General features: G+C 69.2%; 15 protein-coding genes. 9 read left to right on the top strand and 6 right to left on the bottom strand.

Translation table 11 applies throughout. The annotated features are described in order from the left end of the window. Nucleotides 1–126 precede the first annotated feature (126 nt). The 4 genes from BVIR_RS16105 to leuB all read left to right on the top strand — a co-directional run bounded on the left by BVIR_RS16105 (nt 127) and on the right by leuB (nt 4,032). Complete coding sequence (locus BVIR_RS16105) at nt 127–825, top strand: response regulator transcription factor (protein ID WP_055038542.1); 699 nt, start codon at nt 127–129, stop codon at nt 823–825. 114 nt (nt 826–939) lie between these two features. After that, nucleotides 940–1,407, top strand: coding sequence for a cyclic nucleotide-binding domain-containing protein (locus BVIR_RS16100; RefSeq protein WP_082417259.1), 468 nt, complete (start codon nt 940–942; stop codon nt 1,405–1,407). A 48-nt stretch (nt 1,408–1,455) separates the two neighbouring features. Continuing rightward, nucleotides 1,456–2,679 carry a lytic murein transglycosylase gene (locus BVIR_RS16095; protein WP_055038541.1) on the top strand — a complete coding sequence of 408 codons (1,224 nt, stop codon included), beginning with the start codon at nt 1,456–1,458 and terminating at the stop codon, nt 2,677–2,679. A 240-nt stretch (nt 2,680–2,919) separates the two neighbouring features. Continuing rightward, nucleotides 2,920–4,032, top strand: coding sequence for a 3-isopropylmalate dehydrogenase (gene leuB, locus BVIR_RS16090; protein ID WP_055038540.1), 1,113 nt, complete (start codon nt 2,920–2,922; stop codon nt 4,030–4,032). A gap of 210 nt (nt 4,033–4,242) precedes the next feature. Here leuB and BVIR_RS16085 read toward each other — a convergent pair whose 3' ends face one another. Next, nucleotides 4,243–4,545: a hypothetical protein gene (locus tag BVIR_RS16085; protein WP_055038539.1), complete on the bottom strand. Its 303-nt coding sequence runs from the start codon at nt 4,543–4,545 to the stop codon at nt 4,243–4,245. Between the two features lie 241 nt (nt 4,546–4,786). Between BVIR_RS16085 and BVIR_RS16080 the strand changes: the two genes are divergently transcribed. Together BVIR_RS16080 and BVIR_RS16075 are read left to right on the top strand one after the other, a co-directional pair. Further along, nucleotides 4,787–4,999: a hypothetical protein gene (locus BVIR_RS16080; RefSeq protein WP_055038538.1), complete on the top strand. Its 213-nt coding sequence runs from the start codon at nt 4,787–4,789 to the stop codon at nt 4,997–4,999. Between the two features lie 297 nt (nt 5,000–5,296). Then, complete coding sequence (locus BVIR_RS16075; RefSeq protein WP_055038537.1) at nt 5,297–6,331, top strand: aspartate-semialdehyde dehydrogenase; 1,035 nt, start codon at nt 5,297–5,299, stop codon at nt 6,329–6,331. Nucleotides 6,332–6,508: 177 nt separating this feature from the next. Here the strand turns inward: BVIR_RS16075 and BVIR_RS16070 are convergent, their stop codons facing one another. Next, nucleotides 6,509–7,192, bottom strand: a complete 684-nt coding sequence (locus BVIR_RS16070; RefSeq protein WP_055038536.1) for a carbonic anhydrase — start codon at nt 7,190–7,192, stop codon at nt 6,509–6,511. Nucleotides 7,193–7,370: 178 nt separating this feature from the next. On the opposite strand from BVIR_RS16070, the gene rlmN reads away from it, so the two are divergent. Continuing rightward, the gene (rlmN, locus tag BVIR_RS16065) at nt 7,371–8,603 is read left to right on the top strand and encodes a dual-specificity RNA methyltransferase RlmN (protein ID WP_055038535.1); all 1,233 of its coding nucleotides are present in this window, start codon (nt 7,371–7,373) and stop codon (nt 8,601–8,603) included. Next, on the top strand, nt 8,600–9,124 hold the full coding sequence (locus BVIR_RS16060) for a hypothetical protein (protein WP_055038534.1): 525 nt from the start codon (nt 8,600–8,602) through the stop codon (nt 9,122–9,124). The genes rlmN and BVIR_RS16060 overlap by 4 nt, the downstream gene beginning before the upstream one ends. On the opposite strand, the gene BVIR_RS16055 is transcribed toward BVIR_RS16060, so the two are convergent. Further along, nucleotides 9,099–9,743, bottom strand: coding sequence for a LysE family translocator (locus BVIR_RS16055; RefSeq protein ID WP_055038533.1), 645 nt, complete (start codon nt 9,741–9,743; stop codon nt 9,099–9,101). The two genes, BVIR_RS16060 and BVIR_RS16055, sit on opposite strands and share 26 nt — an antisense overlap. 120 nt (nt 9,744–9,863) lie before the next feature. Here BVIR_RS16055 and BVIR_RS16050 point away from each other — a divergent pair, with 120 nt between their 5' ends. Further along, entirely contained in the window at nt 9,864–10,838 is a 975-nt protein-coding gene (locus BVIR_RS16050; protein ID WP_055038532.1) for an NADPH:quinone oxidoreductase family protein, read from the top strand. Nucleotides 10,839–11,014: 176 nt separating this feature from the next. Here BVIR_RS16050 and BVIR_RS16045 read toward each other — a convergent pair whose 3' ends face one another. The 3 genes from BVIR_RS16045 to rsmG all read right to left on the bottom strand — a co-directional run bounded on the left by BVIR_RS16045 (nt 11,015) and on the right by rsmG (nt 13,655). Then, the gene (locus tag BVIR_RS16045) at nt 11,015–11,896 is read right to left on the bottom strand and encodes a ParB/RepB/Spo0J family partition protein (RefSeq protein ID WP_055038531.1); all 882 of its coding nucleotides are present in this window, start codon (nt 11,894–11,896) and stop codon (nt 11,015–11,017) included. A gap of 241 nt (nt 11,897–12,137) precedes the next feature. Further along, nucleotides 12,138–12,944 carry a ParA family protein gene (locus tag BVIR_RS16040; RefSeq protein ID WP_055038530.1) on the bottom strand — a complete coding sequence of 269 codons (807 nt, stop codon included), beginning with the start codon at nt 12,942–12,944 and terminating at the stop codon, nt 12,138–12,140. 3 nt (nt 12,945–12,947) lie between these two features. Beyond that, entirely contained in the window at nt 12,948–13,655 is a 708-nt protein-coding gene (gene rsmG / locus BVIR_RS16035; RefSeq protein WP_055038979.1) for a 16S rRNA (guanine(527)-N(7))-methyltransferase RsmG, read from the bottom strand. Nucleotides 13,656–13,717: the final 62 nt, after the last annotated feature.

Raw genomic sequence — 13,717 nt, 5'->3', positions numbered from 1 at the left:
GAGATTAGCGTTAAAATTGGTTCCGCTGGCCTGCCGTCTGCGGCAACCTGAACCGGCCGGTATTGCCCCCGCGGCCCAAGCCCGCCGCGGTGGGGTGGCGTTGCGGCTAAGACCAAGAGATGCAGCATGAGTACGACCATATCGGCTTCGCGCAAGATCCTCGTCGTCGATGACGACGACGACCTGCGAACGGCGCTGGTCGAACAGCTCGACCTGCACGAGGAGTTCGAGACCGCCTTCGCCGACACCGCCCAGGGCGGCATCCAGGCCGCCAAGGCCGGCCAGATCGACCTCGTCATCATGGACGTCGGCCTGCCGGACCTCGATGGCCGCGAGGCGGTGCGGCTGCTGCGCAAGTCCGGCTTCAAGTCGCCGATCATCATGCTGACCGGGCACGACGCCGATTCGGACACCATTTTGGGCCTGGAGGCCGGCGCCAACGATTACGTCGTCAAGCCGTTCCGCTTTGCCGTGCTGCTCGCCCGCATCCGCGCCCAGCTTCGCCAGCACGACGCCAGCGAGGACGCGGTGTTCGCCGTCGGCCCCTACAGCTTCAAGCCCAGCCAAAAGCTGCTGATCAACGCCAAGGGCTCCAAGATCCGGTTGACCGAGAAGGAAACCGCCATCCTGCGCTACCTCTACCGCGCCTCTCAGCAGCCGGTGGCGCGCGACGTGTTGCTGTCGGAGGTGTGGGGTTACAATTCCGGCGTCACCACCCATACTCTGGAAACCCACATCTATCGCCTGCGCCAGAAGATCGAGAAGGATCCGGGCAATGCCCAGCTGCTGGTGACCGAAGGCGGCGGCTACAAGCTGGTTCCCTGACGGATTTTCAGCCTACCCCGGTTGCCAATGAACGATTGGAAACTCAAATACTTCGTGCGTTTTTTGGCCCGATGACGTCAGATCGGACAGCGCTTTTGAGAGGTCGGCAGGCCGATGGCTCTCGATGACGACGTTGCGTTGCTGGAACGCGTGGCCGTGCTGCAGGTGCTCGGCCGCGACGCTCTGCGCATTCTCGCCATCGGCGCCGAGGCCCGGCGGCTGAAGGCCGGCGACACCTTGTTTCGCGAAGGCGAGGACGCCGACGCCGCGTACGTGGTGGCCTCCGGCACGGTGGCGCTGAAGAACGTGCTCCACACCGACCGCGCCGAGGTGCTGGCCGGCCCCGGCGCGATGATCGGCGAGACCGCGCTAATCACCGAGGTGCGCCGCCCGGCCACCGCGGTCGGCCGCAACGACGCCACCTTGCTGCGCATTCCCCGCCACACCTTCCTGCGCATGCTGGAGGGTTACCCTGCGGCGGCCGAACAGCTGCAGGCGCTGCTGGCCCGGCGCCTCGCCGATACCATCGCTGAGCTCGACCGCGTCCGCCGCCGCCTCGACGTCAGCGACCGCGCATCCTGAGCGGCGGCGCTGTCGGCAGATCGCCGCGTCTCGGCTAGACTGCCGGCCATGGCTCGAATCGCACCCTGTCTCGCCCTTGCCGCCGTCGCCGCGGCGACGCCCGCCCTCGCCGTCGGTCCGGTCGACGGCCCGCCGCTGCCGACCGCCTGCGTCGACAGCGTCAAGGCCGAGGCCCGCACCAAGGGCGTGCCGGAAGCGGTGCTGGAGCGCGCCTTCCGCGGCCTCCTCACCGACGCCTCGGTGGTCGGCTTCCTGCAGAACCAGCCGGAGTTCCGCACCCCGGCCTGGGACTATGTCGCCGCCCTGGTCGACGACGAGAAGATCACTGAGGGCAAGCGCCTCCTGCGCGAGCACGCCGCCCTGCTGGCGCGGCTTGAGGCAAGGTACGGCGTCGACGCCGCCACCATCGTCGCGGTGTGGGGCATCGAGAGCGACTACGGCAAGACGGTGGGGTTGCGCCACGTGGTGCGCTCGCTGGCGACGCTGGCCTGCACCGCGCCGCGCCGGCGCGACTATTTCCGCACCGAGCTGATCGCGGCGCTGCGCGTCGCCGCCACCGGCGAGATCCCCTATGAGGCACTGTACGGCTCGTGGGCCGGCGCGTTCGGCGGGCCGCAGCTGATGCCGACCGTGTTTTTCCGCGTCGCGGTCGACGGCGATGGCGACGGCAAGCGCGACGTCGCCCGCTCGGTGCCGGACGTGCTGGCCTCAATCGCCAATTTCGTGCGCATCAATGGCTGGCAGGCCGGGCTGCCGTGGGGGGTGGAGGTCGCGCTGCCCGATGCCGTCACCGAGAGCGAGACCGGGCGGCTCAACCGCAAGCCGGTCGCGGCGTGGGCAGCGGCCGGTGTGCGGCGGGTCGACGGCCGGGCGTTGGGCGGCAGCCTCGCCACGGATGCCCCGGCGGCGATCATCCTGCCGGCCGGGCGGCGCGGCCCGGCCTTCCTGGTCACCCGCAATTTCGAGGCGTTTTACCGCTACAACCCCACCATCGTTTACGCCCTTTCGATCGGCCACCTCGCCGACCGGCTGCGCGGCGGCAGCCCGATCACGACGCCGTGGCCGACCACTGAGCGCCCGCTCGACCGCGCCGGCCGCCGCGAGCTGCAGACGCTGCTGATGCGCTCGGGCTTCGACATCGGCGGCGTCGCCGACGGCGTGATCGGGCGCCAGACCGTGGCCGCCATCCGCACGGTGCAGCAGAGGAACGGCCTGCCGGTCACTGGCCGCGCCACCGCCGATGTTCTTGAGGCGCTCCGGCGCGGACGCTGAGCATGGTACGCAAAAGCGGGATCGGAACGCGGTGTGACCCGCCGCCCGCGCTGATACTTGCGGCCCGCCCCGCGAGCTTCTAGAGGAATCGTCTCATTCTCGTCGTCCCGGCCGAGGCGGAGCCGAGAGCCGGGACCGCAAGCAGACATTTGACCTGCTGACGATCCCGGCTCTCCGCTCGGAGATGTCCTCGCTCCGGCCGGGATGACGATCTCCTTCAGCCCGACCTGCGAGAGAACCATGCCTTCGTTCAAGCTCCTGCTTCTGCCCGGCGACGGGATCGGCCCCGAGGTGATGGCGGAGGTGAAGCGCCTCCTGGTGTGGTTCGAAAAGCGCGGCGTCGCCGCCTTCAATTATGACGAGCGGCTGGTCGGCGGCTCATCCTATGACGCCGACGGCGTCGCCATCACCGACGCCACCATGGAGCTGGCGCACGCGTCCGACGCCGTGCTGTTCGGCGCGGTCGGCGGGCCGAAATGGGACGGCGTGCCCTATGACGCCCGTCCGGAGGCGGGCCTGTTGCGCCTTCGCAAGGATCTCGGCCTGTTCGCCAACCTGCGCCCGGCGATCTGCTACCCGGCGCTGGCCGATGCATCGTCGCTGAAGCGCGAGCTGGTCGAGGGCCTCGACATCATGATCGTGCGCGAGCTCACCGGCGGGGTCTATTTCGGCGAACCCAAGACCATCACCGACCTCGGCGGTGGCCAGAAGCGCGCCATCGATTCCCAGGTCTACGACACCTTCGAGATCGAGCGCATCGCCCGCGTCGCCTTCGACCTCGCCAAGAAGCGCCGGAACAAGGTGACCTCGACCGAGAAGCGCAACGTCATGAAGTCGGGCCTGTTGTGGAACCAGGTGGTGACCGAGGTCCACCGCCGCGAATTCCCAGAGGTCGAGCTGGAGCACCAGCTGGCCGACGCCTGCGGCATGCAGCTGGTGCGCCGGCCCAAGCAATTCGACGTCATCGTCTGCGACAATCTGTTCGGCGACATGTTGTCCGACATCGCCGCGATGCTGACCGGCTCGCTCGGCATGCTGCCGTCGGCCTCGCTCGGTGAAGCGGACCCCGTCACCGGCAAGCGCAAGGCGATGTACGAGCCGGTGCACGGCTCCGCCCCCGACATCGCCGGCAAGGGCATCGCCAACCCGCTGGCGATGATCGGCTCGCTCGGCATGGCGCTGCGCTATTCGTTTGGGCTCGGCGAGGCGGCGGATCTGCTCGACACCGCCACCGCCAACGTGCTGGCGAAAGGCCTGCGCACCGGCGACATCGCCGCGCCGGGTCAGGCCACCATCGGCACGACGGCGATGGGCGACGCCATCCTGGCCGAGCTCGACGCGCTGTCGGGCTGACCGCGGCCGGGCGTCAGGCCCCAACGCCACCGGGACGCGCCCAAGGCGTGGCCGCTGGCGGGCTCCGCCACCTCGAAGCTGCTGAGGCGCCCTCGCCGGGCGCCTCTTGCTCCCTCAAAGTGGGAAGACGACGCCATCAACGCAAAACGGCCGGGCGCGTGCCCGGCCGTTTGATATCGAAATCCGAAAGAGACCTGCCCGAACGCCCGTTCAGAACGGCAGCGGCCGGGTGCCGCCCAGCTCGAACGGCTGCGGCAGGTTGAAGCGGCCGCCGTCGCCGCCCGGTCCGGTCATGGTCTCGGCCGGCACGCCGGAGCGAAAGCGCAGATCGACGGCGTAATCGGCGGCATTGAGCGCCGGATAATTGGTGCCCGGATAGAGATAGGACTGCTTGGGCGTGACGGTGAGACGCGAGGGCGACCGCCGCGTCTGGGCGTCGGCCACACTCGGCAAAACGGTGGCCGCCGCAAACGCGAGCGCCACGGTGGAAACGACAAGACCGGCGAGCCGCATGACACCCTCGAAAACCTGAATCGAGCTTAGGATAGAGGGGTTAACAAACCTCCGCCAGAGCGGATGTGCCCCACCCCGGCGTTCCCGAGCCGCCGTTGCAAGACGGCAACGCGGCGAGCGACGGCGCGGTTCCCTCGGCAGGCCGCAGCGGACCCCCGGCCGGCAATCCCCAAACGGAACCTCGAACCGTCTGCCGCGTTGCGCGACAGGATGAGTTCCGGGGAACCCCCGAGGAGGCCCTATGTACAAGGCCGGCAAATGGTTCGACGCCCTGTTCGAAGACATGCCCGAGCGCGGACAGGTGATCTGGCTGGACTGGCAGGTTCGTGCGAACCGGCCGCCGCGGGCGGTGGCGCCGGCCGAGGAACGCGGCCGGCTGGTGCCGTTCGCCACCTTCGTCGCGCACGCCCAGGCCCGGCGCCGCCAGCGCGCCCGGCTCCGCACCCCGGCCTGAGGCCGCCCGGCACACCGCAACGATCGCAGATTTCCGTGAAATCATCGATTTCATGGATGAAAGTTTGCGAGCTTCAACGGCCCCTGCGTCAGCATCGGGGGCCGTTGGTACGAGACGCCGCGGCGCGGCAGACGAACGGGTGCTGCCGCAGCCGCCCGCCGGGTGGTTCGGAGCACCGGTGCCGGAATGTTCCACCCTCGACCGTGTTGTGTCCGTCCGCCTTCTGCAATAGAAGCCGGGAATCCCAGGTTGCCGCAGGTATTCCTGCGGCCCGGGATCTTCGCCGGAGAGTCAAGGATGGGTTACTCGGTCGCAGTCGTCGGGGCCACGGGCAATGTGGGCCGCGAAATGCTGGCGATTCTCGCCGAGCGGGGCTTCCCCGCCGACGAGGTGGTGGCGCTCGCCTCGCGCCGCAGCATGGGCGTCGAGGTGTCCTACGGCGACAAGACGCTCAAGGTGAAGGCGCTCGAGAATTTCGACTTCACCGGCACTGACATCTGCCTGATGTCGGCCGGCGGCACGGTGTCGAAGGAATGGTCGCCCCGGATCGGCGCCCAGGGCTGCGTGGTGATCGACAATTCCTCGACCTGGCGCACCGACCCCGACGTGCCGCTGATCGTGCCGGAGGTGAACGCCGACGCCGTCGCCGGCTTCACCAAGAAGAACATCATCGCCAATCCCAATTGCTCGACCGCGCAGCTCGTGGTCGCGCTGAAGCCGCTGCACGACGCCTTCACCATCAAGCGGGTGGTGGTGGCGACCTATCAGTCGGTGTCGGGTGCCGGCAAGGACGCCATGGACGAGCTGTTCTCCCAGACCCGCGCGGTGTTCACCGCCTCGGAGATGGAGACCAAAAAATTCCCAAAGCGCATCGCCTTCAACCTCATTCCCCAGATCGACGTCTTCATGGAGGACGGCTCGACCAAGGAAGAGTGGAAGATGATGGTCGAGACCAAGAAGATTCTCGACCCCAAGATCAAGCTCACCGCCACCTGCGTGCGGGTGCCGGTGTTCGTGTCGCACTCGGAGGCGGTCAACGTCGAGTTCGAGCAGCCGGTGACGGCGGACGAAGCGCGCGCCCTCCTGGCGCGGGCGCCGGGCTGCCTCGTCATCGATAAGCACGAACCCGGCGGCTACATCACCCCGGTCGAGGCCACCGGCGAGGATGCCACCTACATCTCGCGCATCCGCGAGGACAGCACGGTCGACAACGGCCTGTCGTTCTGGTGCGTGTCGGACAATCTGCGCAAGGGCGCCGCCCTCAACTCGGTGCAGATCGCCGAGCTCCTGGTCAACCGCAAGCTGATCTCGCCGAAGAAGCAGGCGGCGTAAGGCCGCGCGAATTTCGGTTCCGGACTTGATGCATCAAACGGGCGGGCTTCGGTCCGCCCGTTTTGTTTGAAGGAGGAGGCACGAATGCGCCTGATCAAGTGGGCGTTTCGTCTGCCGCACCCGCTGTGGCCTGGCTTGATGCCCCCACCCGCCCTCGCCCGTGGATAGCGGGGGCGCTCAGCCGCCGTCGACGTCGACCGCCTCGGCGCGGAACGGGTTGCGCGTTCCCATCGGAACGAAACGGTCGGTGGCCGGGTCGAGCCGCTCCAACATGCCGGTGGCGATGGCGAAATAGGCGCCGTGCAGAAACAGCCGGCCGGTCTTCACCCGGTCACGCACCCACGGAAACGTCATCAGATTGGCCAACGACTGGCGGACGCCGCTGCGCTCCAGCCGTGTCACCGCCTCATCGGGCAAATCCGTCGCCGGCATGATGCCCTCGGCGGCGGCCGCCGGCTCCAGGATCGCCATCCAATGGCCGATGAAGTCGCTGGCGCTAAGGTCGGTGTGGCGGCGGGCGTAGGACATCACGCCGCCGCAGCTGGCGTGGCCGAGCACGACGATGTGTTCGACCTTGAGGCCGAGCACGGCATATTCCAGCGCCGAGGAGGCGGCGTGGTGGCCGCCCGGCTCGTAGGGCGGCACCAGATTGGCGACGTTGCGCACGGTAAACAGCTCGCCCGGCATGGCATCGAAGATGACGGTCGGCGAAACACGCGAGTCGCAGCAGGCAATCACCATCAGCTTGGGCGACTGCCCTTTCGCCAGCACCTCGTATTGCTCGCGCTGCTCGGCATAGCGCCGATCGAGAAACGACTGGTAGCCGGCGATCAGGCGTTCGGGAAAGGCAGCGTGGGTCATGGCAAGTCCGCTTGTCGCGTCGGGGCAAGGCGTGGTCCAAGGCGCCACCCGTCATGGACGTAAATGGGCCGGTTTGGCAACCGTTCGGCCCCGCCGTCGTCATTGACAGTTACCGCCGCCGTTCCGAGATGTTGTTTCGCGCCGGCTGTGGTATGACGCGGCACCCAAGACAGATCCCATGACAACACACATTGATACTTGCGCGGCCGCCGGCGCCGCCCCCGAAGCCGTCATTCCCGCCCCGATCACCGCGGCGAAGCCCTCGATTGCCGGGCTCGGACGCGGTCGCCTCGCCAAGGCGCTGTTCGAGATCGGCGTGCCCGAGCGCGAGCTGCGCATGCGGGTGCAGCAGCTGTGGGGCTGGATCTATGAGCGCGGCGTCGCCGATTTCGACGCCATGACCAATGTCGGCAAGGCGCTGCGCGCCAACCTCGCCGCCCACTACACGCTGGCCCGCCCCGAGGTGGTGACCGAGCTGGTGTCGGCCGACGGCACCCGCAAATGGCTGCTGCGGCTCCCGCCCCAGCACCCCGGCGACCAGCCGCACGACATCGAGACGGTCTACATCCCCGAGCCCGGCCGCGGCACGCTCTGCCTGTCCTCGCAGGTCGGTTGCACCATGACCTGCGCGTTCTGCCACACCGGCACCCAGATGCTGGTGCGCAACCTGACCGAAGACGAGATCGTCGGCCAGATGCTGGTGGCGCGCGACCGGCTCGGCGACTGGCCGGGCAACGCCGCGCCCGACGGCGCCATCGTGCCGACCGACGGCGGCCGCTTCATCACCAACGTGGTGATGATGGGGATGGGCGAGCCGCTGTTCAATTTCGAGGCGGTCAAGCGCGCCCTTCTCACCATCGGCGACGGCGACGGCCTCTCGCTCGGCAAGCGCCGCATGACCCTCTCCACCTCGGGCGTGGTGCCGATGATCCCGCGCGCTGGCGCCGAGATCGACTGCATGCTGGCGATTTCGCTGCACGCGGTGCGCGATGATCTGCGCGACGTGCTGGTGCCGCTGAACCGCAAATACCCGATCAAGGAGCTGCTGGCCGCCTGCCGCGACTATCCTGGCCTGTCGAACGCGCGGCGCATCACCTTCGAATACGTGATGCTGAAGGACGTCAACGATTCCGCCGCCGACGCCCGCGAGCTGGTGCGGCTGCTCAAGGGCATCCCGGCCAAGATCAACCTGATCCCGTTCAACCCCTGGCCCGGCACCACCTACGAGTGCTCGGACTGGACCAGCATCGAGCGCTTCTCCGAAGTCGTGTTCGACGCCGGCTACGCCAGCCCGGTGCGCGCGCCGCGCGGCCGCGACATCTTCGCCGCCTGCGGCCAGCTCAAGAGCGAGACCGCGCGGCTGTCGCACCAAGAGCGCGACGCGCTGCGCGCCATGGCATTGGCTGAATGAGCGTGCTCTGGCGCCTCATCGTCATCCTGTTCGGGTTAACGCTGGCGGCCGGCGCCGGGCTGGTGTTTCTCACCGCCTCGTTTGCCTCGACCGAGTTCGGCGACGCCGGGCCCGAGGCGTTCGCCCAGTTCGCGCTGTTCGCCTGGCTGATCACCTTCTTCAGCGCCGAGCAGGGCATCGACCCGCTGCAGCTGCTCGGCATGGTGATCGCGGCCGCGGTGGTGGCGCCGGTGGCGATGCCCGGCGCGCTGGTGGCGATTCTCACCGAGGCGTTCGGCTGGCGCTCGCTGACGCTGCACATGACCGCCAACGCCGCGCTGGGCGCGGTGGTGGGCGCGCTGGTCGGGCTCTACGATCTGATGGCGGTCGAGGGGGTCGGCGCCGCCCCGGTCGAGACCCGCGCGGTGCTGATGATGGCGGCGACCGGCGGCGTGGTCGGCTTCATCTATTGGCTGATTGCCGGCCGCAACGCCTCCGGCTTCCTGGTCGCCCCGGTCAGCTCCCGACCGTCCGGGCGGTGATCAGCTTCAGCGCGAACGCGCCCATCACCCCGGCGAACAGATAGTCGATGGTCCGCATCACCGCCGGCGAGGCCCGCAGCCAGCCGGCGATGCGGTCGGCCGCCAGCACCATCAGCGTGCAGGACGGCGCCGCCAGCGCGATGAAATAGAGCCCGAGGAAGCCGAGCCGGCCGGCGGCGGCGGGATCGTCCGCCGCCACGAATTGCGGCAGGAACGTCACGAAGAACAAGATGACCTTGGGGTTGAGCAGGTTGACGCCGAGCCCGCTGGCATAGAGCCGGGCGGTGCTCAGCCGCGCCGGCGCCGGCTCGAGCGTGAGGCCGCCGCGATGGCGCAGCGCCTGGAAGGCCAGCCACACCAGATAGGCGGCGCCGGCGAACTTCAGCACGTCAAACGCCGCCGGCGAGGCTGCCAACAGCGCCGAAAGCCCGAGCGCCGCCAGCGCCGAATGGACCAGGATGCCGCTCAGCGCCCCAGCCAAGGTGGCAAGGCCGGCGAGCCGGCCCTGCGCCACCGTGCGCGACAGGAACAGCGCCATGTCCGGCCCCGGCGTGACGATCAGCACGCCGCAGGCCAGCGTGAAGGCGGCAAGGACGTCGGGCGCGGGTACGGCGAGCATGGCAACCTCCGGCCACTGTTCTAATCCGCGCCGGCGCGTTCGACCAAGGGCGCGCCACGCGGCCCTCCCCTGCCGGCAGCGCCGGGGTTAAACTGCCGGCCCATCCGCCGGAGCCCCGCCATGAAAGCCCTGCTGTCGACAAGGGTCGGCCCGCCCGACGCGCTCGAACTCACCGACGTCGCCGAGCCGGTCGCCGGCCCCGGCGAGGCGGTGGTCGAGGTCCGCGCCGTCGCGCTCAATTTCTTCGACACGCTGATCATCCAGGACCGCTACCAGCAGCGGCCGCCGCGTCCGTTCGCGCCCGGCGGCGAATGCGCCGGGGTGGTGGCCGCGGTCGGCCCCGGCGTCACGGAGGTGCGGCCCGGCGACCGCGTCGGCGCCTATCTCGGCTGGGGCTGCGCCCAGGACAAGGTGGTGGCCCGGGCCGCGCGGCTGGTGCGGCTGCCCGATCAACTGTCGTTCGAGCGGGCGGCGGCGACAATCGTCACCTACGGCACCACGCTGCACGCGCTGGAGGACCGCGCCCGGCTGAAGCCGGGCGAGACGCTGGCGGTGCTCGGCGCCTCCGGCGGGGTCGGCGCCGCCGCCATCGAGATCGGCAAGCTGATGGGGGCGCGGGTGATCGCCTGCGCCTCCTCGGCGGAGAAGCTGGCATTCTGCCGCGCGCTCGGCGCCGACGACGGCCTCGACTACACCGCGCAGAACCTCAAGGCGGGCCTGCGTGCCCTGACCCGCGGCGCCGGCGTCGACGTGGTCTATGACGCGGTCGGCGGGCCGTATTCGGAGCCGGCGCTGCGCGCCACCGCCTTCGCCGGCCGGTTCCTGGTGATCGGCTTCGCCGCCGGCGACATTGCCAGAATCCCGCTCAATCTCGTGCTGCTCGGCGGCCGCGACGTCCTCGGCGTCAGCCTCGGCGGCTGGGCCGAGCGCCACCCCGACGCCTTCCGCGCCGCGCTAAGCCGGTTGTTCGGCTGGGCCGCCGACGGAACGCTGACGGTGCCGATCGACGCCACCTACCCCCTGGCGGAGGCGGCGCGGGCACTGGAGGCCATCGCCACCCGCCGCGTCCGCGGCAAGGTGGTGCTGACGGTGTGAACCGGTAGTCGCGAGATCCCTTCGCGTCACCGGAAGGCGGGCGTTCCTGCGCCCTGCGCGCCGACGTTTCGGCGCCGAATCGGACGAGCTGCGACCGCGGTGCCGGGCAGATCGCCTTGGTTTTTCAGGGAATTTCCGCCTGAAATCGACGAAACGGGGGCGAATCGATCGCCCGGTCAGCCGTCGGTGAGGCGGCGGCAGACGTCATCGAGCTGTTCGAGCGAGCGGTAGCGGATACGCAGTTCGCCGCCCTCGCCGCGATGATCGACCGACACCTTCAGCCCGAGCGCATCCGACAGCCGCTTCTCCAGCGCCAGGGTGTCGGCGTCCTTGTCGCCGCGGGGGCGGGTCTGCGGCGCCCGGCCGGCTTTTTCGGCGCTGGTCTGCGCCAACGCCTCGGCCTGACGCACCGACAGGTTCTTGTCGAGGATTTCCTTGGCCAGCTCCTCGGGCTGGTCGTGGGCGAGCAGCGCACGGGCGTGGCCCGCCGTCAGCTTGCCTTCGGCCAGCGTGGTCTTGATACCCTCCGGCAGCTTGAGCAGGCGCAGCGTGTTGGCGACGTGCGAGCGGCTCTTGCCGATGGTCTTGGCGAGGTCGGTCGGGCTGTAGCTGAACTGGCTGATCAGGGCGTCGTAGCCCATCGCCTCTTCCAGCGGGTTGAGGTCGGCGCGCTGGACGTTCTCGATGATGGCGATTTCCATCGCCTCGCGGTCGCTGGCCTCGACCAGGATCACCGGCACGTCGTGCTGGGCGGCGCGCTGGGCCGCCCGCCACCGCCGCTCGCCGGCGATGATCTCGTAGGCGTCGGGATGGCCCGGCACCGTGCGCACCAGGATCGGCTGGATGATGCCCTTTTCGCGGATCGAGGCGGCGAGCTCCTCCAGTTCGTCTTCCTGGAAGATCCGGCGCGGGTTGCGCGGGTTGGCGCGGATGAACTCGATCGGCACCCGGCGCTGACCGTAGCGCGCCCGCTCGACCGCCGCGCTCTCCTCACCCACGTCGCCGATCAGGGCGGCGAGGCCGCGCCCCAGCCGCGAGCGTGCCGATTCGTCTGCCATGGCCACGTTCGATCTCCAGAATTGTGTGCGGCGGGTGTCGCACCGCCGACCTCCTCACTTCGGGACCGCGCCGCCACGCTCCCGCCGTTTCGGCCGCCCGCCCGGCCTCGCCGCGACGGCTCATACAGCGTCCGGCCGCTCGGGCCGGAAAACCATCGTCCGGTCGCCGACGAATCCTGGCCTTTGAGGATTCTCCGGCGAGCGGCGTCCGCGACCCCGGCGGGGTCGGCCGGAAGCCGCGTCAGGCCGCGCGCAGCTCGCGCTCGCGCTGGATGATCTCCGACGCCAACCGCAGATAGGCCTGGCTGCCGCTGCACTTCAAATCGTACAGCAGCACCGGCTTGCCGTAGGACGGCGCCTCCGACACCCGGACGTTGCGGGGGATGATGGTGTCGTAGACCTTGTCCTTCAGGAATGCCCGGACGTCGGCCACCACCTGGCTCGAAAGGTTGTTGCGGGCGTCGTACATCGTCAGCACCACGCCCTGCAGCGACAGCGCCGGATTGAGGGTCGAGCGCACCTGCTCGACGGTCTTGAGCAGCTGCGACAGGCCCTCCAGCGCGAAGAACTCGCACTGCAGCGGCACCAAGATGGCGTCGGCCGCCGCCATGGCGTTGACGGTGAGCAGGTTCAACGACGGCGGACAGTCGACCAGGATGTAGGAGTAGGGACAGGCCGCGCCGTCCTCCAGGCCCTCGATGGCGTGGCGCAGGCGGAAGGCGCGGTCGCGCGAGGCGGCGATCTCCAGCTCGATCCCGGACAGATCCATCGTCGAGGGTGCGATCGCCAGCCGCGGCACCGCGGTGTCGAAGATGGCGCCGGCGAGCGAGACGTCCCCGGCCAGCACGTCGTAGGTCGACACCCGGCGCGCCTTGCGATCGATGCCGAGCCCGGTCGAGGCGTTGCCCTGGGGGTCGAGATCGATGATCAGCACGGTCTCGTTCACGGCGGCTAGCGCCGTGCCGAGGTTGATCGCGGTAGTGGTCTTGCCGACGCCGCCCTTTTGATTGGCGATGGCAATGACCCTGGGTTTGGTGAATCCGGTCATGCCTTAAGATCCTGAGGAGCTGCTCGGAGCCCGGGGTTCCGCCCTATTGACGCGAACAATCCGCCCTCCGGGATCGGTGTGGCTGGGCGTGGTGACGACCTCAAGTGTCCAAGATTTAGAGGTTTCGGTCAATTCTCGTTCTACATCTTGTCCCTTGAGAAAGAGACCGACCGCTCCGCTTTTCAACAGCGGATAGGACAGCGCGACCAGATCGGCCAGCGGCGCCAGCGCCCGCGCCGTCACCGCCGCGACCGGGGTCGGGATCGCCGCAAGCACGGCCTCGATGCGGGCGGCGTGCACCGTGGCCGGCGCACCGGTGACGCGGGCGGCCTCCCGCAGGAACGCCGCCTTGCGCTGATTGCTCTCGACCAGATGGACGCGGGCGCCGGGCCGCTCCGCCAGCGCCACTGCCAGCACCAGGCCGGGAAAGCCGGCGCCGGAGCCGAGATCGACCACGCTGTCGCCGGGCAGCGAGTCGGCGAGCTGCAGCGAATCGGCGATATGGCGGGTCCACAGCGTCGGCAGCGTCGAGGCCGCCACCAGATTTTGCGCCGGCTGCCATTTGCGCAGCAGCGCGACGAAGCGATCGAGCCGCTCCGCTATTTCACGTGAAACAGGGACGATTGCCAGCGCTCGCGCCCGGTCGTCGGCCAGAGCGGCGTCGAGATCGACGTCGGCGTCGCGCCGCACCGGCTTGAACTGTCGAGTCATCGCCATGGCGCGACAGTGCGGCCGTGGCGCTCCGAGCGCAAGCCATCCACAGTCACCCCGCC

This window comes from Blastochloris viridis (assembly GCF_001402875.1).
In the GTDB taxonomy this organism is placed as follows: Bacteria; Pseudomonadota; Alphaproteobacteria; order Rhizobiales; family Xanthobacteraceae; genus Blastochloris; species Blastochloris viridis.
Note: the sequence above shows the minus strand (reverse complement) of the source record. Positions and strands in the feature narration are given on the sequence as shown.